Below are 20,419 nucleotides of genomic sequence, written 5' to 3' on the forward strand. Positions count from 1 at the left end.
TATTAATGAACTCTGAACGGAGGAGAAACGATGGCTAAAAAAATGCCTGAAATTGGCGATTACAAGTATGGATTCCATGACAAGGACGTATCTATTTTCCGTTCAAAACGTGGATTAACTGCTGATATCGTTAAAGAAATTTCTAAAATGAAAAATGAGCCTCAATGGATGTTAGATTTCCGTCTAAAATCACTTGAGATTTTCTATGAAAAACCAATGCCTCAATGGGGTGGCGATCTTTCTGAGTTAAACTTCGATGAGATTACGTATTATGTAAAACCTTCAGAAGCAACTCAAAAATCTTGGGATGAAGTACCAGCTGAAATCAAAGAAACATTTGATAAGCTTGGTATTCCTGAAGCAGAACAAAAATACCTTGCGGGTGTTTCTGCACAATATGAATCAGAAGTTGTTTACCATAACATGAAGGAAGAACTTGAAGACATGGGCGTTGTGTTTAAAGACACAGACTCAGCACTTCGTGAAAACGAAGAACTTTTCAGAGAGTACTTCGGTAAAACAATTCCACCACAAGACAACAAATTCTCTGCATTAAACTCAGCAGTATGGTCTGGTGGTTCGTTCATCTATGTACCAAAAGGTGTGAAACTTGAAACACCTCTACAAGCGTACTTCCGTATTAACTCTGAAAACATGGGTCAATTCGAGCGTACATTGATTATTGTTGATGAAGGCGCAAGTGTACACTACGTTGAAGGATGTACAGCTCCAGTTTATACAACAAGCTCTCTACACAGTGCTGTTGTAGAAATCATCATCAAAAAAGACGCATATTGCCGTTATACGACGATTCAAAACTGGGCTAACAATGTTTATAACCTAGTAACGAAACGTGCAGTGTGTGATGCTAATGCTACAATGGAATGGATTGATGGTAACATCGGTTCTAAATTAACAATGAAATACCCAGCATGTGTCCTTAAAGGTGAAGGTGCTCGTGGTATGACATTATCAATTGCTATTGCAGGTCGTGGACAAAACCAAGATACTGGTGCGAAAATGATTCACTTAGCACCAAACACATCTTCAACAATCGTATCAAAATCAATTTCTAAACATGGTGGTAACGTAACATATCGCGGTATTGTTCGCTTTGGTAAAAAAGCGATCAACGCTCGTGCAAATATCGAATGCGATACATTAATCATGGATAACGAATCGACTTCTGATACAATTCCATACAACGAAGTAATGAATGATCAAATCTCTTTAGAGCATGAAGCAAAAGTTTCAAAAGTTTCTGAAGAGCAATTGTTCTACTTAATGAGCCGTGGTGTTTCTGAGCAAGAAGCGACAGAAATGATCGTAATGGGCTTCATCGAGCCATTCACTAAGGAACTTCCAATGGAATATGCAGTAGAAATGAATAGACTTATCAAATTCGAAATGGAAGGCTCTATCGGTTAATCAGAGCTAACTTTTAAGCTTCGGTAACTCAATTTGGAATTCCAAATTGATGCCGAAGCTTTTTTTCATACAATTAGAGTGATTAATGCATAAGAAGGTAAGAGTGAATCTGTTCTAACACAGTAGAATGTTATGCTATCATAAACTAAACGTCTGTTAATGAGGGGATATGAGATGATACATATTGGTTTAACTGGATGGGGAGATCATCCAGATCTATATAGTCCGTTGTCTACAGCTCGTGATAAGTTATTTGATTACAGTGGACACTTTCCTGTTGTTGAAGTAGATACGTCATTTTATTCTATTCCGTCTGAAACTAATGTGAGAAAGTGGATTGCAGAAGTACCGGATCATTTTCAGTTTGTTGTAAAAGCTTATCAAGGCATGACAGGTCATTTGAGGCAGGATAATCCTTATGAAACTAAGGAAGATATGTTTGAGGCATTTAAAGACGCGATTATACCTTTTCAACAAGCAGGAAAGCTTGCTATGATTTTAGTACAGTTCCCGCCATGGTTTGACTGTCAAACAAAAAATGTTACTTATATTCGCTATGTGAAGCAACAATTAAAGAATTTCCCTGTAGCGATTGAGTTTCGAAATCGCACTTGGTATAGCGAAAAATTCATGGACGGTACATTGAATTTCTTACGTCAAGAGGGTTTAATACATACAGTTTGTGATGAGCCACAGGCAGGTGAAGGTTCAGTTCCACTAGTACCAAAAGCGACAAATGAACGTGTCCTTGTTCGGATTCATGGTCGTAATGTGCATGGTTGGCGCAATCCAGGAAATAATGAAGAATGGCGTAAAATTCGTTTCTTGTATAACTATAATGAAGAAGAATTAAAGGGATTACAAAAACATATTGTAGCGTTACAACAGCAGGCAAAAGATGTGTTTGTGTTGTTTAATAATAATTCCGGAAATGATGCAGCAAAAAATGCTAAACAACTAAAAAAAATGTTGGGCGTACAATATGAAGGATTATCTCCGAAACAATTAGATTTTTTTGAAGGAGAATCGTAATGGAATATATTTTAATTGCTGTAATTGGGTTATGTTCAGGGCTAATTGGCGCTTTAGTAGGTTTAGGTGGGGGTGTTATATTAGTACCAGCAACACTTTTCGTAGGTCTCACACTCGGTTTAATGCCGGATATAACACCACAAAAAGTAGTAGGTCTATCTGTAGTTATGATGATTTTCACTGGATTAGCATCTACATTATCATATATGAAATCGAAAACAGTTGACTATAAAAGTGGCGTAATTTTCTTTGCTGGGAGTGTTCCTGGGACGATTTTTGGTGCTTGGGTAAATAAAGGATTAGATTTGCCATCATTTAATTTATATTTTGGTATTTTATTAATTATAATAGCGACAATTTTAATTGTGAAAGATAAATTAAAACCAGTTAAATGGTTTGTTGAAAATGGGCAGAAGCGAACTTTTGTCGACCAAGAAGGTAAAAGTTTTGTTTATGGCTATCCTATTTGGTTTGCATTGTTATTAACTTTTGCAATTGGCTTTGCTTCAGGGTTATTTGGAATTGGTGGAGGATCAATGATTGTTCCTGCAATGATTTTGTTATTTTTATTCCCTCCCCATGTGGCTGTGGCAACATCCATGTTCATGGTGTTTTTATCGTCTATCGTTAACTCAGCTAGCCATATATATTTAGGGAATGTTCCATGGTTATATACGATTCCTGTCATTCCAGGGGCTTATATAGGGGCGAAATTTGGAGCAGCACTTAATAAGCGTATTAAATCAGATACATTAGTGCTCTTTTTACGAATAATTTTATTACTTCTCGGAATTCGTTCAATCATAGATGGACTAATCTGAATGTAAAGAGGGGATATTATGCTAGAAACAATCCATTTTTATCATACAAATGATGTCCATAGCCATTTTGAACATTGGCCTCGAACTCATGAATTTCTTATGACACGAAAGAAGTGGCATATAGATGCAGGTGATACTTGCTTTGTTCTTGATATAGGGGACTTTATGGATCGTTCGAATGTTTATACTGAGGCGACGTTGGGTAAAGGGAATGTGGAATTATTAAATGATGCAAATTATGATGCTGTAACGATTGGTAATAATGAAGGTATTACTTTATCGAATAGCGAATTGAATATGTTATATAAAGATGCGAAATTCGATGTCTTAGTAGCAAATTTGCACAATAATGATGGTGAGTTGCCTCATTGGGCAAAGCCTTATCAAATTTATAACACAACAGCTGGTGCAAAAGTAGGTATTATTGCGGCTACAGCACCATTTTATTCATTTTATGAGCAACTTGAATGGCAAGTATTAGAGCCACTCACAGTATTGAAAAAACAAGTAGATGAGTTACGTGATCAAGTGGATGTGCTTGTTTGTATGTCGCATCTAGGTTTGTCTGACGACATGTCATTAGCAGAACAATGCCCTGAAATCGATGTTATTTTCGGAGCTCATACGCATCATATTTTGCATGAAGGTAAAATAGTGAATGATGTGATGTTAACTGGTGGAGGAAAATTCGGATTATTTGTAGGGCATACTGAGATACTATTTGATACGGATATAAAAAAAGTTGTGAAGAAAAAAACGATGCTTCACAGAACGATAGATCTTGCATCTGTAGACAATGAGAAAGAGATAGTAGTAGGTCTTGAACGACGAGGGCGTAAACTACTTGATGTACCTGTATTTTATACAGACCGTTATTATAATAAGGAATGGTACCATCATTCAAATCTCTCACGATTATTTGCCCAGGCACTATTACAATTTTCAAATGCTGATTGTGCTTTGTTTAATGCAGGAATTTTCTTAAATGGACTTCCAAAAGGCAGAGTGACAGCTAATGATATACACAGTATGCTTCCACACCCAATCAACGCTTGTGTAATTGAGCTTACTGGTGAGCGTTTAAAAGAAGTGTATATTGAAGCACAAAATGTAGATTGGCCAAGAAGAGAAGTGAAGGGCTTAGGGTTTAGAGGTGTAGTGATGGGTAAGATGCTAAACTATCAATTTGAAGTGAACGATATGGGGCAGTTAGTAATAGAGGGACGTATAGCGGATTTGAAAAAAAGTTACAAGCTTGTGACTTTAGATATGTATACTTTTGGTTATTTCTTTCCCGATTTCAAAAATACACCAAAAACATACTTGTTACCTCAATTTTTACGTGATATTCTAATTCTGTATGGACTTGAATTTTTCAAAGGGGAAAATTCAGAAAGACCTGATTAAAGTTTTATATGAGTCAATATATAGAGAATAGATTATGTTTACGAATGGGGAAATAGTATGAGGCTGATTTCAACTAAAGTGTTGCAACCTGGAATGGTGATCGGCAGAACAATTTGGAATGAGGCTGGAAGACCTTTACTACATGAAGGGGTCGTAGCATCAAATCAAATAGCCGACCGACTTTTACAATTAAATGTTCAATATGTATATATTAACGATGAAATTTCTCATGATATTAATATAGTTGAAGCTGTGCCTATACACATAAGAAGAAAAGCTGTTGATAAAATTACAGATTCCTTCAAAATGTTGAAAAATCAAAAAAATGCAGATTTAACCTATTGTTTAGATCAACAGTCCAAACATTTCGGATGTATTATAGAGCAGTTACTTGAAAGTATTATAAATAGTGAAGAAATGATTACAGTTTTGAGTGACGCATTTATATATGATGAATATATCTATCAACACTCATTACAAGTGGCAATCTATTCTATTGCGATTGCTAGAGAGATGAAATATACATCAGATGAAATACGCCAAATTGGGATTGGTGCCATGTTACATGATGTTGGTAAAATGCTAATCCCACTTGAGATTTTAAATAAGCCTGGGCGCTTAACAAATGAAGAATACGATACAATGAAACTTCATGCAAAGTATGGCTTTGACTTATTAAGAAACTTACATACTATTTCTTTATTATCAGCACATTGTGCATTCCAACATCACGAACGACTTGATGGTAGCGGTTATCCACGTGGGTTGATTGATTTTGAAATTCACCCATATGCTAAAATTATTGCTGTCGCCGATGTATTTGATGCAGTGACTTCTAATCGCGTATATCGAAAGAAAATGTTGCCATCACATGGGATGGAAATAATTAAGCAAGGTATCGGTACATTATACGATGAGAAGGTTGTAAAAGCATTTCAAAAATGCATCGCCATATATCCGAACGGAACTGTCGTTTTACTTTCTGATGGTCGCCGAGGAATTGTCTCAAAACAAAATCATAAATTTACAGATAAACCTTGGGTTCGCATTTTTGAAGAGAATGGTGAAATATTGCCAGCAACATATGAATGTTGTTTGGAAGATGAACCAACTGCTTACATCCATCAGGTTGAGGTGGAATACCTCGTACATAATGAATAAATAATTCCCCTTAGTCATAGCTTATGATTAGGGGGAATTTTTTTGCGTTTACCAAAACAAAGACGTAGATTGTTAGTGCAAAAACGACAAAAACGCTCTCGACTATTACCAATTTTTATCTTAAGCTTTTTGGGGATGATTGCTCTCTTATTTTACTTAGTGAATGTAAGACTGATGCCAATATATTTGCGATATGCAGAAGTCCAAACGAATCGAATAGCATCTGAAGTTATTAGTAAGGCGATAAACTCAAGAACTGCAAATGTTCTTGATGTCAATGATATAATAGAAGAAGTACCAGGCGAAGATACTAAAATGACAAAGTTTAATTCAGAAATTATTAATCGTGTTATGGCGGAAACGTATACGCTAGTACAAGAGCATCTTGAAGATGCAGAATCAGGGAATTTAAGTAAATTGCCGAAATTCGATGATATTGAATATGACGCCAATGCAATGCAAGAAGATGGTGGAGTTGTCTTTTTTGTTCCAATTGGGCAGGCAACTAATATGCCTTTGTTAGGGAATTTAGGGCCTAAAATCCCTATTCGTTTTCATGTTATAGGCAAAATAAATACAAACGTAGAAACGGATATTGAGGAATTTGGTATTAATAATGCACTCGTGAAAGTACAAATTCACTTATCAGTAAATGTTCAAGTCATCGTTCCATTTGCTAGTAAATCAACCACAGTAGAGCAAAGAATTCCAGTTGCTATTGGTATGCTTAAGGGAACAGTACCTAATATTTATACGACAGGTGGAGGTACGCAACCATCAGTTGAGGTACCAATTAAAATGAACTAAGAGATAATTAATTTCCTTTTTCATTTCATTTAAATTAATATTTACTTAGTGCCGGGTATAGCGAAATATTTTGACAATATTAGTAATCGAAGGTTGTTTGAAACTATTTATTATGTTACATTGACAAAAGTACTACAATATATAAATAAGCCTTATGATGGGAGACGAATCTTCAATGACATCATGTAAACCAACTAAAGAAGAACATATAAGAAAACCGGATTGGCTAAAAATCAAACTAAATACTAACGACGACTATAAAGGCCTAAAGAAACTGATGCGAGAAAAGAACTTACATACAGTTTGTGAGGAAGCCAGATGCCCAAATATTCATGAATGCTGGGGTGAAAGACGTACAGCGACATTTATGATATTAGGAGCTGTATGTACACGCGCATGTCGCTTCTGTGCAGTAAAAACAGGTCTTCCAAATGAATTAGATACAGCAGAACCAGAACGCGTAGCGGATTCAGTTGAAATTATGAACTTAAAACATGTCGTTGTAACTGCAGTAGCACGTGATGACTTAAAAGACGGAGGAGCAGAAGTGTTTGCAGAAACTGTTCGTGCAATTCGTCGTAAAAACCCATTCACATCAATTGAAGTTTTACCTTCAGATATGGGTGGGATTGAAGAAAATTTACGCATATTAATGGATGCGAAACCTGATATTTTAAACCATAATATCGAGACAGTTAAACGCTTAACACCAAGAGTTCGTGCTCGAGCTAAATACGATCGCTCATTAGAATTTTTACGTCGTGCAAAAGAAATGCAACCTGAGATTCCAACAAAGTCATCTTTGATGTTGGGACTTGGAGAAACAGAAGAAGAAATAATTGAAGTAATGGACGATTTACGCGCAAATAATGTAGATATAATGACGATAGGTCAATATTTACAACCGTCAAAAAAACATTTACCTGTGAAAAAATATTATTCACCATTAGAATTCGGTAAACTGCGTAAAATTGCGATGAGTAAAGGATTCTCTCATTGTGAAGCTGGTCCACTGGTGCGTAGTAGCTATCATGCCGATGAACAAGTAAATGCAGCAGCGAAACAAAAACAACTGCTTGGCGAAGAAAAAAGCGCTATCACGAATAACTAACGGATGGTGGTAACATGGTCATTGCAGAACGAATGGCGTATGATGTATTAACGGACTATCGAGAGGGTTTCCAAGAAGAGGCTTTTCTTGGACGATTTAGCGATATTTTAACGAAGTATGACTATATTGTTGGTGATTGGGGCTATGGCCAATTACGTTTAAAAGGCTTTTTTGATGACAAAAATCAAAAGGCTTCTTTCGATACGAAAATAAGTACTTTACAAGATTATTTATACGAATATTGTAATTTTGGATGTGCTTATTTTGTACTAAAGAAAACGGGTAAAGCGCCGATTCCTGTAAAAGAAGCAGTGATTGAAGAGGTAGAATCTGAAACATTAGATGAGCCAGAGATCATTATCACTGAAGCAATTCAAGAAGAACAAAAAAACATCAATTCCGAGCTATAATAGCTGGAATTGATGTTTTTTTTTAGTATTTTTTTGATTTGAAATGGTTAAGTTAGAGTTATGAGGTAAGGGGTGTTATACAGCTTCAGGCGCTAGCGGCTCGGGTCGTTTCAGTCGGGCGCTCAAAGTCAAAGAGCGACTTTGGCTTCCACCTTCCAACGACCTCGCAGCTGGACGAGCGCCTTCAGCATTAAGGTATATCCAGCTTCAGGCGCTAGCTGCTCGGGCCGTTTCAGTCGGGCGCTCAAAGTCAAAGAGCGACTTTGGCTTCCGCCTTCCAACGACCTCGCAGTTGAACGAGCGCCTTCAGCATTAAGGTATATCCAGCTTCAGGCGCTAGCTGCTCGGGTCGTTTCAGTCGGGCGCTCAAAGTCAAAGAGCGACTTTGGCTTCCGCCTTCCAACGACCTCGCAGTTGAACGAGCGCCTTCAGCATTAAGGTATATCCAGCTTCAGGCGCTAGCTGCTCGGGTCGTTTCAGTCGGGCGCTCAAAGTCAAAGAGCGACTTTGGCTTCCGTCTTCCAACGACCTCGCAGCTGGACGAGCGCCTGAAGCATTAAGGTATATCCAGCTTCAGCGGCCAGCCCCTCGAGGTCACTTTAGTCTCTCGGTCAAAAGCTGAAGTGATGCTTTTGATTCGAGCCTTCCAATGCTTGTCGCCGTTGGACGAGCGCCTTCAGCATTTAGGGTTACCCAATTAATTCATGTAGGTATTCTCGTAGTTCTTGTGCTTCGTCTTCTGGACGGTTGTATACTTGTTCTAAGTATCCTGGCTCTTCTAGGTCGTCTGAGCCGAGAATAGCAAAGCGGCCGAGTTGCATATCTAAAACGAGCACTTTTCCAAAAAAGCGTCCGCTTTGTAAAATAGCTAAATCATAGCGTTGCGATTCGCCTGTGAAGCTAACGAAACGAGTCTTTGTATCTTCGACATCGTCGTATAAGAAAAATCTTTCCATTGCGTGTGCAACTCCTTCCGATTCTAAAGATATGGTACTATAGAAAGGAGTAGACTATCAACTTTTATAATTTGAATGGAGGAAGTACTTTGTATTTCGTTGATCGTAAAAAAATAATAAAAAATCTTGAATATATGAATTCATTAATAGTGGTTTTTGAAGGCCAAAAAGACTGGTTATCAGATGATATCCGTAAATTGGCTTTGGAGCGTATTGCGAATACATTAATCGAAGCGATAATTGATGTGGGTAATTCCATGATTGATGGTTTTATTATGCGTGATCCTGGAAGTTATGAAGATATAATTGATATTTTAGTCGATGAAAAAGTCATTACAGCTGAAATGGATCAGCCATTAAAAGAGTTAATTGGCTTACGACGTGCACTTGTGCGTGATATTTTAGAAGTAAATGATGAAGAGTTAGTAGTTGTATTAAATAATAATATGGATGCCATTAAAGCATTTGCACCAAAAGTAGAGCATTATCTAGTAAATGAGCTAGGTCCAGTTTCTGCATTCATTCCAGAGGTACAAAAATGAAAGCATACAAAGCCTATTGTTTCGATTTAGATGGGACTGTGTATAAGGGAACTGAGCCTATTCCTTCTGCTGTAGCTTTTATTCATGCATTACAAAAGAAAGGCATAGAACCTTTCTATATCACCAATAATGCACGTATGACGCAAAAACAATTACAGCAAAAACTATTGAAAATGGGGATATGTGCACCTGAAGCACATATTTTAACTTCAGCTATTGCAACTGCAAAATATATTAGCAATCACTATCCAGATGCAACAGTGCAAATGATAGGTGGAGATGGCTTAAGAGAAGCTCTACTTGCTGAAAATATTACGTTCACATCTGAACAACCGGATGTGTTAGTGCAAGGTATTGATCTGGAATTAAATTATTCTAAAATAGAAAATGCTTGCTATGCTATACAAAATGGTGCAGAATTTGTAGCGACAAATGGTGATATAAAATTTCCAAGTGAAAAAGGATTTGCACCAGGAAATGGATCAATTGCAGAGTTAATTCATAATGTGACAGGTGTGGAACCTACGTATATAGGGAAACCACATCCTCATATGCTAGCAATTTTACAGCAATTGAATGGGTTTGAAAAAGAGGATATGCTTATGATTGGTGATAATTATGATACGGATATATTAGCAGGAATTCGCTTTGGTATAGATACATTACACGTGAATACTGGAGTAACACCTACTGAATCTGTATTGAAAAAGGAAATCCAACCAACTTACTGCATTAATAGTTTACTCGATTGGCAATTGTAAAATAAAAGTCGCAAACTATGTCGTTAATTCACATAGCTTGCGACTTTTTTGGTTAAAATAAAGGATTCTCTTCAATAAATTCATAGATTTTTTTTGTTAATTCTTCCGGCGTTTCAGCTTCAACCATTTCGCCGTTTACAAGAGCGTATAAAGAATTAGAGCATTTCGTACAATAGCTTAAACAGCCATATTCTAAAACATCTATATTAGGATCCATTTCTAGCACTTCAAATGTATCTTGGGAGCCATTTGCTAAATTACTAACACAAAACTCAACAAGCGGATTCATGTGCGCTTCACCTCACTACTCGAAATGCTACTATTTTTTTTTTCATTCGTCAATTTTCGAGTCTATATTGTGAAACTTCTCACAATCGTTTATACTCTTAGTGGACAGTTTTGAAATGAAACGATATGTAATATTGTAAGAAGAAGGAGATTACTATGAGAAAATTAGTCTTATTAGGCGGTGGCTACGGTAATATGCGTATTCTTTTGCGTTTATTACCAAACAATTTACCAGAAGATGTACAAATCACTCTAGTAGACCGTGCACCATTCCATAGCTTGAAAACCGATTTTTATGCTTTAGCTGCAGGTACAACACCTGAGAAACATATTCGTGTAAGTTTCCCTGAAAATGAGCGGTTATCGATCGTTTATGGAGAAATTGAAAAAATTGATACAGTTAACAAAGCCGTACTATTAGAAGGTGGCAATAGTGTAGCGTATGATGATTTAGTGATTGGTCTAGGTTGTGAAGATAAATATCACGGTGTACCTGGTGCGGATGAATTTTCATACAGCATCCAGACAATGGCTAAATCACGTGAAGCTTATAACGCTCTTTGTGGCCTTCCATCTGGTTCTGTCGTAGGAATCGTAGGTGCAGGATTAAGTGGTATTGAATTAGCAAGTGAATTACGAGAGAGTCGCGCGGATCTTAAAATTAAATTATTTGATCGTGGCGCTCGTATTCTAAAAGATTTCCCAGAACGTTTAAGTAATTATGTTAAAAAGTGGTTCGATAATAATGATGTTGAAGTTATTGCGAACTCGAATATTACAAAAGTAGAACAACATATGCTACATAATCATGAAGAACAAATTCCAGTAGATGCAGTTGTTTGGACGGCGGGTATTCAACCAGTTAAGGTAGTCCGTGACTTAGGTCTAGAATCTGATCGAACTGGTCGAGTAGTTATAACACAATATATGAATATACCAAATGATGAACATGTCTATGTGGTTGGAGATTGCGCAGCCTCACAATTTGGTCCAAGTGCACAGTTAGCTGAAGAGCAAGCGGAACATATTGTTCGTATTTTAAAATTGCGTTGGAAAAATGAAGCTCTTCCGGAGAAAATGCCAGAAATTAAGCTAAAAGGCTTTATGGGCTCTTTAGGAAAGAAACAAGGTTTCGTTTATTTAGCAGATAAGACTGTAACAGGTCGTATTGCCCGCTTGATGAAATCAGGCTTGTTGTGGATGTACAAACGTCAAAACGGTTAAAAAAAGCTGTCTCACGTACAATGATAAAACATTATACAGTGAGACAGCTTTTTATTGTATTTATTTTTCAATCGGTTCAAAGCCTAATTTCTCTAGCTCCTTAAAAACAGGCTTTAACTGGATGTAGCCCTCGCCAATAATTTCATTATTAATTAATACTAATGGATAGAAAAACTCATCATCTTTTACTCGTTCTGCCCATTGATTACGGCGTTCATCCTCAATAGGATTTTCTATATCGATATATGTGATTTGATAAGGTTGTTCCGGATATTTACGATCAATAGCGGCTTGTAGCCACTCATAAGTATCTTTTGAAGACGGTGCATTAACACAGCTTGCACACATGATACTAGCCCCGTATATTTCGATTGCAATTGTTTGTACTGTCACTTACAATTCATCCTCTCGTTCATAATATTAAAATTTTTCCATATGTACTTACATATAAATATAAAGATAAACGGTAAGATTGTCACTTACAATATTAAACTATTAAAGATTATCTATTATTAAAGAACATCGGAATTGCTTAGTAGATAAAAAGGTGAAGGTAGAATAGTATTTTGGGAGTGGGTACTAATTAAAATATTGTTATACCATTAATTGAGCATTTTAATTACTTTCCTTTGTGTTCGTCTGATATTATAATAATTATAAGGAAAGGAGTCGATTGAATATGCAAGAACAAGTACAAGAAGTTTTAGATAAATTACGCCCATTCCTTCTTCGTGATGGAGGAGACTGTGAATTAGTTGATATAGAAGATGGTATCGTAAAATTACGTTTACTAGGCGCATGCGGAAGCTGCCCAAGTTCTACAATCACTTTAAAAGCAGGGATTGAACGCGCGTTATTAGAAGAAGTACCAGGTGTTATTGAGGTAGAACAAGTATTCTAAGCAACAACCGTATAGAGATAAAAAAGAGCCCTCTTTTAGAAGGCTCTTTTTTTATAGATAAGTTTAAATAATAAAAGGAATCATTAAGCTTCAGTACGTTCAGCCATTTCCTTTTCATGTCTCATGGTTTGCCATTGTTCTTTGGCCATTTCAATGATTTTTGTTTCATTTGAAGTACGTTGTTTTTCTATAACACGAGAGAAGTAGCGAATGGCCTCTTCTCTTTCTCCTAATCTTCTTGATAATTCGGCTATTATGTATATAACACGAACTTCCGACATGGAAGTACCGTTATAATCGCCATTGGAGAATGCGTCTATATATTGATTTCGTGCAATAAGCATAAATCGATTTTCTTGCTCTTTATTTTCAAGTGTACGATATAGCCAAGCTGTTCTTAATGCAAGTCCCGCTAATGTAATATGTTTTTCTTTTTTTATTTTTCCACAAACAAGTGCTAATTTATATGCTTGTAGTGCATCATCTATTGTTCGTTCTTTTTCAAATGAATGTTTTTTCCAATGTAAGCTGATTTTTTGATCAATCTCTTCTGATATGCTTGGTCCAAAATACTTTGTAAAGTCTTCTGTGAAAGAAAACCCGCAGTGCTCACAAACAAATGCATGATAAAATAGAGGGTTAACATCATTTTCGTATAACGGATGAAAATCACTTTCACTATTACTGACCTTAATAAATTTTGAGCGCACTTTAATTGTTTTAAATTTCTTTTTACAATGAATGCAGTCTATTTGCTTCTCGTAATAAGGTGAAATTTCCATAATGTAGTCCTCATTTCCTATGTCTATATATGAATCAATTATACCAGAATAAAGGTCTTTAGATGTGTCTATTTTTCGAGTATGAGATGTTTTACTCCAACATAAATTATTGTTATGATAGAAATATGAAAGAAGGTGACACAGATGACGCAAGTAATTGAAATTACTGAAGCTGCTGCTATCCATGTAAAAGAAATGATGCAGCACAATGAAGAAGAAGGCTCTTTTTTACGCATAGCTGTAAAAGGTGGTGGCTGTAGTGGTCTGTCATACGGTATGGGTTTTGAAAAAGAAAAAGCAGAAAATGATTTTATACAAGAAGAACATGGTTTACAAATTCTTGTTTCCAATGAAGATGCACCAATCTTAAAAGGAACTAAAATCGATTACAAAGAATCATTAATGGGTGGCGGATTTACGATTGATAATCCAAATGCTATCGCTTCATGTGGTTGTGGGACTTCGTTTAGAACAGCCAAAACAGAAGGTACTCCTGAAAGCTGTTAATTAAAAAAACTATATAAAAAACCTCCTCATTTTTTAAAAAATGAGGAGGTTTTTATTTATTCGTGGATACTTTATTTTTTTAAGGGAATAAATAAACTAATAGTTAGCATCAAATTAGTTGCGTATGAAAGAATATTATGTATGTAGGAATCATAATGATAAATTGACAAAAATTATTAAATTATACTAAAAGGAATAAAAAATAAAAAAACAACCCTGAAATAGTAACTTATTTCGCTCGTTTTTTCAACATTACTCTATTGAAATCAGTTAACAAAAGGTCTAATATAGTATGTAGGTATTTTGTCGAAAAATAGACACACTGATGGTGGAGATGAAGTATGTAAAATACTTCTTTTTTATTGGTCAGAGAATATAAAATTTAAAGGTGGTTTCGATTCTAGTGAATAGACCGAAAATATTAATATTGGGTGCAGGATATGGTGGCTTAACAACAGCTGTTAACTTGCAAAAGAAAATTGGTTCTAATGTAGCCGATATTACAATTGTAAACAAAAACTCATACCACTATGAGTCAACTTGGTTACACGAAGCTTCAGCAGGAACTCTATCTCCAGAGAAAGTACGTTATGACATTCAAAGTGTTTTAAATAACAAAGTTAACTTTGTTCAAGCAGCTGTTGAATCTATTGACGCTACAAATAAAAAAGTAATTACTGATGCAGGTGAAATGTCTTACGATTACCTAGTAGTAGGTCTTGGTTTCGAAGGTGAAACTTTCGGTATCGAAGGTTTAGATAAATTTGCATTCGGTATTTCTGATGTAAATGAAGCTCGTAAACTTCGCGATCATATTAATTCTCAATTCGCTGAGTGGGCATCACAAGCTCCTGCTGAAAAAGATGACACGTTATTAACAATCGTTGTTGGTGGTGCAGGGTTCACAGGTATCGAATTCCTTGGTGAATTAGCTAACCGTATTCCAGAGCTTTGCAAAGAATACGATGCACCTCAAGAAAAAGTACGCGTTATCTGTGTAGAAGCAGCTCCAACTGTATTACCTATGTTCTCTCGTGAATTAGTAGAATATGCTGTTGGTTACTTAACTAAAAAAGGTATCGAATTCTCAATCGGTACTCCAGTAGTTCAAGCTACTCCAGAAGGCGTAAAAATTAAAAAAGGCGAAGAAGAATTCGAATTCATCAAAGCTGGTACTGTAGTATGGGCTGCTGGTGTTCGTGGTTCTCGCATTGTTGAAGAATCAGATATCCCATCAAAACGTGCACGTGTTGCAGTTGACAAAGACTTACGTGTACCTGGATTCCCTGAAGTATTCATCGTTGGTGACTGTGCATTCTTAATGAACGAAGAAGCTGGTCGTCCTTACCCAACAACAGCTCAAATCGCTATGCAACAAGCAATTACAGTTGCTGAAAACCTTATTGCTTTAATCGAAGGCAAAGACACTAAAGAATTTGTACCAGCACTTAAAGGTACTGTATGTTCTCTTGGTGATTCTGACGCAATCGGTGAAGTATTCGGTAAAGAAATCACTGGTAAACCAGCTTCATTCATGAAAAAAGTAATCGATAACCGTGCACTTTACATGGTTGGTGGCGCTGGCTTAGTTCTTAAAAAAGGTAAATTCAACGTACTATAATTGTACCTTTCACGCTCCCTTCAGTTATTATAACTGTAGGGAGTTTTTTATTGGGAGGTAATGTCATTGGATAAACAAGACCGTATGAAAGTTTGGTTAGGTGTATCAGGTTTAGTAGAGAATAATAATGGTGAATGGCTTGTAGTGATGAAGCGTTATGGTGGTCTTGATGGCAAATGGTCATTACCTGCTGGTTTTGTACAGCCAGCTGAAACAGCAGATCAAGCTGTAATTAGAGAAATAAAAGAAGAAACAGGAATCGATGCTACCATACTAGGCTTAATTGGTTTACGGACAGGCGTAATAAAAAATGATATAAGTGATAATATGGCCGTTTTTCATTTAATAGTGAATGATCCTTTACAGCCAGTTGTTGCACAATTAGATGAATTATATGAAGCATGTTGGATGTCCCCATTAGCCTTAAAAGAGGACGAGCGTACGTCATTAATGATACTAGAGTTATTAAAAACAGAAATAAATGCTCGTAAAAGTGCTTTAGATAATTTAGAACCAGATAATATATTTGGTTATACCTCATATAAATTGTTTTTCTAGTAATATTTGAATTATGACAAAGCTTTGAAATTACTTACTAGTCGTTGAAAGCATTGTTCCAATCATGTACACTTATGAGAGGAAAAATGGAGGTTTCGAATATATGGCTGGTTCATTTTCAATTGTACAATTGGTATTATCAATGATATTATTCCTCGTTATGTTCTTTGGAATCGGATTCTTAATCAATATGTTACTCCGTGCTACTTGGTTCATGGCGATTGTCTACCCGATAGTTGTCATCTTCATTGTTGATGAAGTTGGTTTTTTCGATTATTTCTTTAAGCCAGGAACGGCATTTCCGGCATTAGGGGATAAACTAGTATCATTACAATTAGTTGATATTCTTATTCTAGCAAGTGGACTTGCAGGTGCTATTATTGCAGGTTTAGTAATGAAAGCATTACGAAAAAACGGCTATCGTATGTTCTAATTCGAACAATCGATACACAAAAAAGCAGTGTCACGATTTTAAATCGGACACTGCTTTTTTACATTTTAAAAGATTGTATAGATGATAACTGAAATGAGTATACCAGTTAAACTTCCAAAGAATACTTCGCTTGGTCTATGCCCTAATAGTGTTTTTAGTTCTTGTATTTTTTCTTCTTCATTTTTATTAATCCAGCCTTTTGCTTCATTGACAAAAACTTGGAAATCTTTACGCAGTTGATTTATAATGACTGCTTGTTGTCCTGCTTGATAACGTATACCAGTGGCATCAAACATAACGATAATAGCAAATACCGTGGAAGCGGCAAACAAGGGTGAATCCAAACCACTTTCAAAGCCAATAGCTGTTGTAAGGGCCGATACAGCCGCAGAATGTGAGCTTGGCATGCCACCAGTAGACGTGAAAAGTGACCAATCGATCTTCTTAGTTGCAATGAAATGAATAGGGATTTTAATAAATTGTGCAAAGATAATTGCAAAAAGTGAGGAGAGCAGGGGAATATTGTGAAGCAGCTCCACTAAATCAGCACCTTTCTAGCCGAAAATAAGTTAGTAATACTATAACATAGGACAGAACATTGAAAAAACTCTAAGGAAATTCGGAATCCGAACATTTCGTTTGGTGTAATATTTTTGATATAATAGAATGGATCATTTAGGAATGGAGGATTCAGATGAACATTAATAAAGAAGGTCAAACATTTCAATCGGCACAAGCAGAAATATTAATTGTTGGTGTATCTAAGAATCAAGAGCAATTAGAAGGATGGTTAGATTTTGTAGAAATCTTTGGCAATCCAATTACAGAATGGATTAAAGAGGGTGACATTGCTACAGGTCTAAAAAAATTAACGAAAATCCCAAGCTTTATACCATCAACTCAAGTGAAACGTATACTATTTGTTGGACTGGGAGACCGTAAAACGCTAAGCACAGATGAATTACGTGAATCATTCGGCTTAGTAGGAAAAGAACTACATAAACTAAATGCTAAAACAGTTACATTATGGGTAGATTCATTTGTAACCGCTGACATTGATTCGACAGAAGTATCAATTATTGCAGCTGAAGGTGCGGGTTTAGGTTATTATAACGTACAAAATTATAAAACGTCTTCAAATGCAATCGATGTAAAAATAGAAGAAGTTAGTTTCATTACGACAGCAGATATGCAAGAGATAGTGGCTGGTTTTGAAGTAGGACAAGTATATGCTAAAGCTGTAAATGAAGCACGTACTTTAGTGAATTTACCAGGTAATATATTAACTTCTGTAAAATTAGCAGATTATGCGGAAGAACTTGCTAAACAATACGATTTCGAAATCGAAATTTTAAACAAAGCTCAATTAGAAGAACTAGGAATGGGTGCTATTTTAGCTGTCAATAAAGGTTCAGTAGAAGAACCACGTGTTATTACGATAAAATACCAAGCAACAGATAAATGGGAAGATGTCATTGGTCTAGTTGGTAAAGGTGTAACATTTGATACGGGTGGCTATTCTATTAAAACTAAAACAGGACTAGTTGGTATGAAAGGTGATATGGGCGGAGCGGCCGCTGTACTTGGCGCAATGAGAATAATTGGCGAATTACGTCCAAACAAAAATGTCATAGCTGTTATTGGTTCAACAGATAATATGATCTCAGGTGAAGCTTTCAAACCGGATGATGTTATTACAACATATAGTGGAAAAACTGTAGAGATATTAAATACTGATGCGGAAGGTCGACTTGTATTAGCAGATGCTGTAACTTATGCAAAGCAACAAGGTGCAAACTACATCATTGATGTGGCAACATTAACAGGAGGCGTCATTACAGCTCTTGGTTACGATAAAACAGGTGTTTTAACTAATGATGAGACATTGTTTGAGAAATTTGTAGAAGCTTCTGTAGAAGCGGGAGAATTCGTATGGCAATTACCATTAACAGAAAACGATAAGAAACGAATTCGAAAAAGTGATGTAGCAGATTTAAATAACTCTCCAGGTTCTGACGGGCATATGATTTTCGGGGGTGGCTTTGTAGGTGAGTTTGTTGGTGATACACCTTGGATTCATCTAGATATAGCTGGAACATCAGATACTCGCAGTGCACATGATTTAGGTCCTAAAGGTGGTACAGGTGTAATGGTTCGTACCATTGCAACATTTGTCGAGCGTTTAGCAGAGGAAGATAAGTAATTAAATGGGCCAAGACCTAGCTGTACTTTACTAAGACACATAGTATAGAGCAGAAAGGAGGAGGCTTATGTTTCCATTTCGCGGCGGATTTTTCGGCGGACCATTTTTTGGAGGCTTTCTTGGTGGCTTAGTCGGATCATCCATTAGACCACGTCAACCTTATAATCGTTTTTATGGACCAAACTACGGACCGAACTTTGGGCCAAATTATGGACCAAATTACGGACCGAATTTTGGACCGAACTTCGGACCACAATGCGGACCACCGTTTGGACCTCCATGTGGTAGACCTTACTGGTAAAATAAAAAGCTTTTGTCCCTTTAATATGGAGACAAAAGCCTTTTTTCATTCTTTTTCTTTTATAGAAGCTTCTTTCATTTTGCGTTCATATTCTGGTTTTAATTCATCCTTCACAGTGCCTTTCCAAGCTTTTACACCTGAAAAGTATGCTGCACGTGCTATAACATGGCCACCAACAGGACCTGTGATGAACAAAAATAAGATACCGAGTAAAATACGAGGGTTAAAATGATCTTCTATTAACCAAAAGTGTAAGAACACGCCTATTAAAATACTCATAACACCTAATGTAGCACTCTTAGAAGCCGCATGAGACCGCGAATATACATCGGGTAGTCTTATTAGGCCGATCGCAGTAACCATGATAAATATAGCTCCAAAAGAGATTGTTAAGACGATTAATATATTAGCGAGAATTGTCACGTTCTATGATCTCTCCTTTTTCTATAAACTTAGAGAAAGCTACAGTACCGATAAAGGATAGAATCGCTAACAGTAAAATAATATCTAAATAGAAACTTGTTTTGATGAAAATGGAAAACAAACCAACTAGAGAAATGATAGATACACCTATTGAGTCAAGTGCTATCACACGATCTGGAACAGAAGGTCCTTTCACAAGGCGGTAAACTAATCCGATTAGTGATAGTGTTACAATGACAATAATAGCCCAAATAAAGTACGTCATGAACGACTCACCTCCAGTATGGCTTTTTCAAAGGAATTTTTGATAGAGTCAACTGCTGAATCAACATCGTCAATATCAATTGCATGAATGTAAAGTGTTTTCGAATCATCCGACACATGGACAACGATCGTGCCAGGAGTCAATGTTATTAAACTGGATAACAATGTGATTTCCCAGTCTTGTTCTAATTCAGTTTGCATAGCGAAAAATGCTGGACGCATCTCAAGCTTAGGTTTAATGATAACCATAAATACTTGGAAATTAGCGAGTATCAGCTCTTTCATAAACAGAACAATTAGTTTAATCACTGCCCAAAATCGACTAATATAAAGACGACTCGAGAAGAAATTTCGCATAATATAAATCATGATCATACCTAAGATGAAACCAACTACAAAGTTACTTGAAGCGAAGTTAGTAGACAAGAACATCCATATAAATGCGATAAAGAAGTTTAATAAGATTTGAAATGCCATC

General features: G+C 36.3%; 26 protein-coding genes. 18 read left to right on the plus strand and 8 right to left on the minus strand.

Going from position 1 to position 20,419, the window contains the following annotated elements:
* The first annotated feature begins 30 nt into the window (after positions 1-30).
* The 8 genes from sufB (at position 31) to MHH85_RS01830 (ending at position 8,177) form a co-directional block, all read left to right on the plus strand.
* Entirely contained in the window at positions 31-1,428 is a 1,398-nt protein-coding gene (gene sufB / locus MHH85_RS01795; protein WP_193740846.1) for a Fe-S cluster assembly protein SufB, read from the plus strand.
* A 174-nt stretch (positions 1,429-1,602) separates the two neighbouring features.
* On the plus strand, positions 1,603-2,460 hold the full coding sequence (locus tag MHH85_RS01800; protein WP_193740845.1) for a DUF72 domain-containing protein: 858 nt from the start codon (positions 1,603-1,605) through the stop codon (positions 2,458-2,460).
* Positions 2,460-3,281: a sulfite exporter TauE/SafE family protein gene (locus MHH85_RS01805; protein WP_340705782.1), complete on the plus strand. Its 822-nt coding sequence runs from the start codon at positions 2,460-2,462 to the stop codon at positions 3,279-3,281. The genes MHH85_RS01800 and MHH85_RS01805 overlap by 1 nt, the downstream gene beginning before the upstream one ends.
* Before the next feature lie 18 nt (positions 3,282-3,299).
* Positions 3,300-4,688 carry a bifunctional metallophosphatase/5'-nucleotidase gene (locus MHH85_RS01810; RefSeq protein ID WP_340705783.1) on the plus strand — a complete coding sequence of 463 codons (1,389 nt, stop codon included), beginning with the start codon at positions 3,300-3,302 and terminating at the stop codon, positions 4,686-4,688.
* Positions 4,689-4,745: 57 nt separating this feature from the next.
* Complete coding sequence (locus tag MHH85_RS01815; protein ID WP_193740843.1) at positions 4,746-5,849, plus strand: HD-GYP domain-containing protein; 1,104 nt, start codon at positions 4,746-4,748, stop codon at positions 5,847-5,849.
* A 42-nt stretch (positions 5,850-5,891) separates the two neighbouring features.
* Positions 5,892-6,656 carry a sporulation protein YunB gene (yunB, locus tag MHH85_RS01820; protein WP_227752131.1) on the plus strand — a complete coding sequence of 255 codons (765 nt, stop codon included), beginning with the start codon at positions 5,892-5,894 and terminating at the stop codon, positions 6,654-6,656.
* A gap of 175 nt (positions 6,657-6,831) precedes the next feature.
* Complete coding sequence (gene lipA, locus MHH85_RS01825) at positions 6,832-7,767, plus strand: lipoyl synthase (protein WP_193740842.1); 936 nt, start codon at positions 6,832-6,834, stop codon at positions 7,765-7,767.
* 14 nt (positions 7,768-7,781) lie between these two features.
* Positions 7,782-8,177 (plus strand): YutD family protein, encoded by a 396-nt coding sequence (locus MHH85_RS01830; protein WP_340705784.1) that lies wholly within the window; start codon positions 7,782-7,784, stop codon positions 8,175-8,177.
* A gap of 689 nt (positions 8,178-8,866) precedes the next feature.
* Here the strand turns inward: MHH85_RS01830 and MHH85_RS01835 are convergent.
* The gene (locus MHH85_RS01835; protein ID WP_053418631.1) at positions 8,867-9,133 is read right to left on the minus strand and encodes a DUF3055 domain-containing protein; all 267 of its coding nucleotides are present in this window, start codon (positions 9,131-9,133) and stop codon (positions 8,867-8,869) included.
* Positions 9,134-9,222: 89 nt separating this feature from the next.
* Between MHH85_RS01835 and MHH85_RS01840 the strand changes: the two genes are divergently transcribed.
* A complete protein-coding gene (locus tag MHH85_RS01840; RefSeq protein WP_193740840.1) occupies positions 9,223-9,675 on the plus strand; it encodes a DUF86 domain-containing protein in 453 nt (150 codons plus the stop codon).
* On the plus strand, positions 9,672-10,436 hold the full coding sequence (locus MHH85_RS01845) for a TIGR01457 family HAD-type hydrolase (protein WP_340705785.1): 765 nt from the start codon (positions 9,672-9,674) through the stop codon (positions 10,434-10,436). Before MHH85_RS01840 ends, MHH85_RS01845 begins: the two co-directional genes overlap by 4 nt.
* A 52-nt stretch (positions 10,437-10,488) precedes the next feature.
* Here MHH85_RS01845 and MHH85_RS01850 read toward each other — a convergent pair whose 3' ends face one another.
* A complete protein-coding gene (locus tag MHH85_RS01850) occupies positions 10,489-10,725 on the minus strand; it encodes a YuzB family protein (protein WP_193740838.1) in 237 nt (78 codons plus the stop codon).
* Between the two features lie 155 nt (positions 10,726-10,880).
* Here MHH85_RS01850 and MHH85_RS01855 point away from each other — a divergent pair, with 155 nt between their 5' ends.
* Positions 10,881-11,948, plus strand: a complete 1,068-nt coding sequence (locus MHH85_RS01855) for an NAD(P)/FAD-dependent oxidoreductase (RefSeq protein WP_053418627.1) — start codon at positions 10,881-10,883, stop codon at positions 11,946-11,948.
* A gap of 60 nt (positions 11,949-12,008) precedes the next feature.
* On the opposite strand, the gene MHH85_RS01860 is transcribed toward MHH85_RS01855, so the two are convergent.
* Positions 12,009-12,341, minus strand: a complete 333-nt coding sequence (locus tag MHH85_RS01860) for a YuzD family protein (RefSeq protein ID WP_193740837.1) — start codon at positions 12,339-12,341, stop codon at positions 12,009-12,011.
* Between the two features lie 286 nt (positions 12,342-12,627).
* On the opposite strand from MHH85_RS01860, the gene MHH85_RS01865 reads away from it, so the two are divergent.
* Complete coding sequence (locus MHH85_RS01865; RefSeq protein ID WP_038188571.1) at positions 12,628-12,849, plus strand: NifU family protein; 222 nt, start codon at positions 12,628-12,630, stop codon at positions 12,847-12,849.
* Positions 12,850-12,932: 83 nt separating this feature from the next.
* Here the strand turns inward: MHH85_RS01865 and MHH85_RS01870 are convergent, their stop codons facing one another.
* Positions 12,933-13,631 carry a DUF2225 domain-containing protein gene (locus MHH85_RS01870; RefSeq protein WP_340705786.1) on the minus strand — a complete coding sequence of 233 codons (699 nt, stop codon included), beginning with the start codon at positions 13,629-13,631 and terminating at the stop codon, positions 12,933-12,935.
* Between the two features lie 144 nt (positions 13,632-13,775).
* On the opposite strand from MHH85_RS01870, the gene MHH85_RS01875 reads away from it, so the two are divergent.
* The 4 genes from MHH85_RS01875 (at position 13,776) to MHH85_RS01890 (ending at position 16,750) form a co-directional block, all read left to right on the plus strand.
* On the plus strand, positions 13,776-14,138 hold the full coding sequence (locus MHH85_RS01875) for a HesB/IscA family protein (RefSeq protein WP_053418624.1): 363 nt from the start codon (positions 13,776-13,778) through the stop codon (positions 14,136-14,138).
* 403 nt (positions 14,139-14,541) lie between these two features.
* Entirely contained in the window at positions 14,542-15,759 is a 1,218-nt protein-coding gene (locus tag MHH85_RS01880) for an NAD(P)/FAD-dependent oxidoreductase (RefSeq protein ID WP_193740835.1), read from the plus strand.
* A gap of 60 nt (positions 15,760-15,819) precedes the next feature.
* Positions 15,820-16,317, plus strand: a complete 498-nt coding sequence (locus MHH85_RS01885; RefSeq protein WP_193740834.1) for an NUDIX domain-containing protein — start codon at positions 15,820-15,822, stop codon at positions 16,315-16,317.
* Positions 16,318-16,420: 103 nt separating this feature from the next.
* Positions 16,421-16,750 (plus strand): YuiB family protein, encoded by a 330-nt coding sequence (locus MHH85_RS01890; RefSeq protein ID WP_053418612.1) that lies wholly within the window; start codon positions 16,421-16,423, stop codon positions 16,748-16,750.
* 65 nt (positions 16,751-16,815) lie between these two features.
* Here MHH85_RS01890 and MHH85_RS01895 read toward each other — a convergent pair whose 3' ends face one another.
* Positions 16,816-17,289 (minus strand): divergent PAP2 family protein, encoded by a 474-nt coding sequence (locus MHH85_RS01895; RefSeq protein WP_340705787.1) that lies wholly within the window; start codon positions 17,287-17,289, stop codon positions 16,816-16,818.
* A 155-nt stretch (positions 17,290-17,444) separates the two neighbouring features.
* Between MHH85_RS01895 and MHH85_RS01900 the strand changes: the two genes are divergently transcribed.
* Together MHH85_RS01900 and MHH85_RS01905 are read left to right on the plus strand one after the other, a co-directional pair.
* Complete coding sequence (locus tag MHH85_RS01900) at positions 17,445-18,953, plus strand: leucyl aminopeptidase (RefSeq protein ID WP_340705788.1); 1,509 nt, start codon at positions 17,445-17,447, stop codon at positions 18,951-18,953.
* A 67-nt stretch (positions 18,954-19,020) separates the two neighbouring features.
* Positions 19,021-19,254, plus strand: coding sequence for a penicillin-binding protein (locus tag MHH85_RS01905; RefSeq protein WP_193740831.1), 234 nt, complete (start codon positions 19,021-19,023; stop codon positions 19,252-19,254).
* Between the two features lie 45 nt (positions 19,255-19,299).
* Here the strand turns inward: MHH85_RS01905 and mnhG are convergent, their stop codons facing one another.
* Genes mnhG through MHH85_RS01920 form a run of 3 tightly spaced genes read right to left on the minus strand, consistent with a single transcriptional unit; the run spans position 19,300 to position 20,418 of the window.
* The gene (mnhG, locus tag MHH85_RS01910; RefSeq protein WP_038188527.1) at positions 19,300-19,677 is read right to left on the minus strand and encodes a monovalent cation/H(+) antiporter subunit G; all 378 of its coding nucleotides are present in this window, start codon (positions 19,675-19,677) and stop codon (positions 19,300-19,302) included.
* Complete coding sequence (locus MHH85_RS01915) at positions 19,661-19,942, minus strand: Na(+)/H(+) antiporter subunit F1 (RefSeq protein ID WP_193740830.1); 282 nt, start codon at positions 19,940-19,942, stop codon at positions 19,661-19,663. The genes mnhG and MHH85_RS01915 overlap by 17 nt, the downstream gene beginning before the upstream one ends.
* Positions 19,939-20,418: a Na+/H+ antiporter subunit E gene (locus MHH85_RS01920; protein ID WP_193740829.1), complete on the minus strand. Its 480-nt coding sequence runs from the start codon at positions 20,416-20,418 to the stop codon at positions 19,939-19,941. The genes MHH85_RS01915 and MHH85_RS01920 overlap by 4 nt, the downstream gene beginning before the upstream one ends.
* Position 20,419: the final 1 nt, after the last annotated feature.

Source organism: Viridibacillus sp. FSL E2-0187, from assembly GCF_038006425.1.
In the GTDB taxonomy this organism is placed as follows: domain Bacteria; phylum Bacillota; class Bacilli; order Bacillales_A; family Planococcaceae; genus Viridibacillus; species Viridibacillus arvi.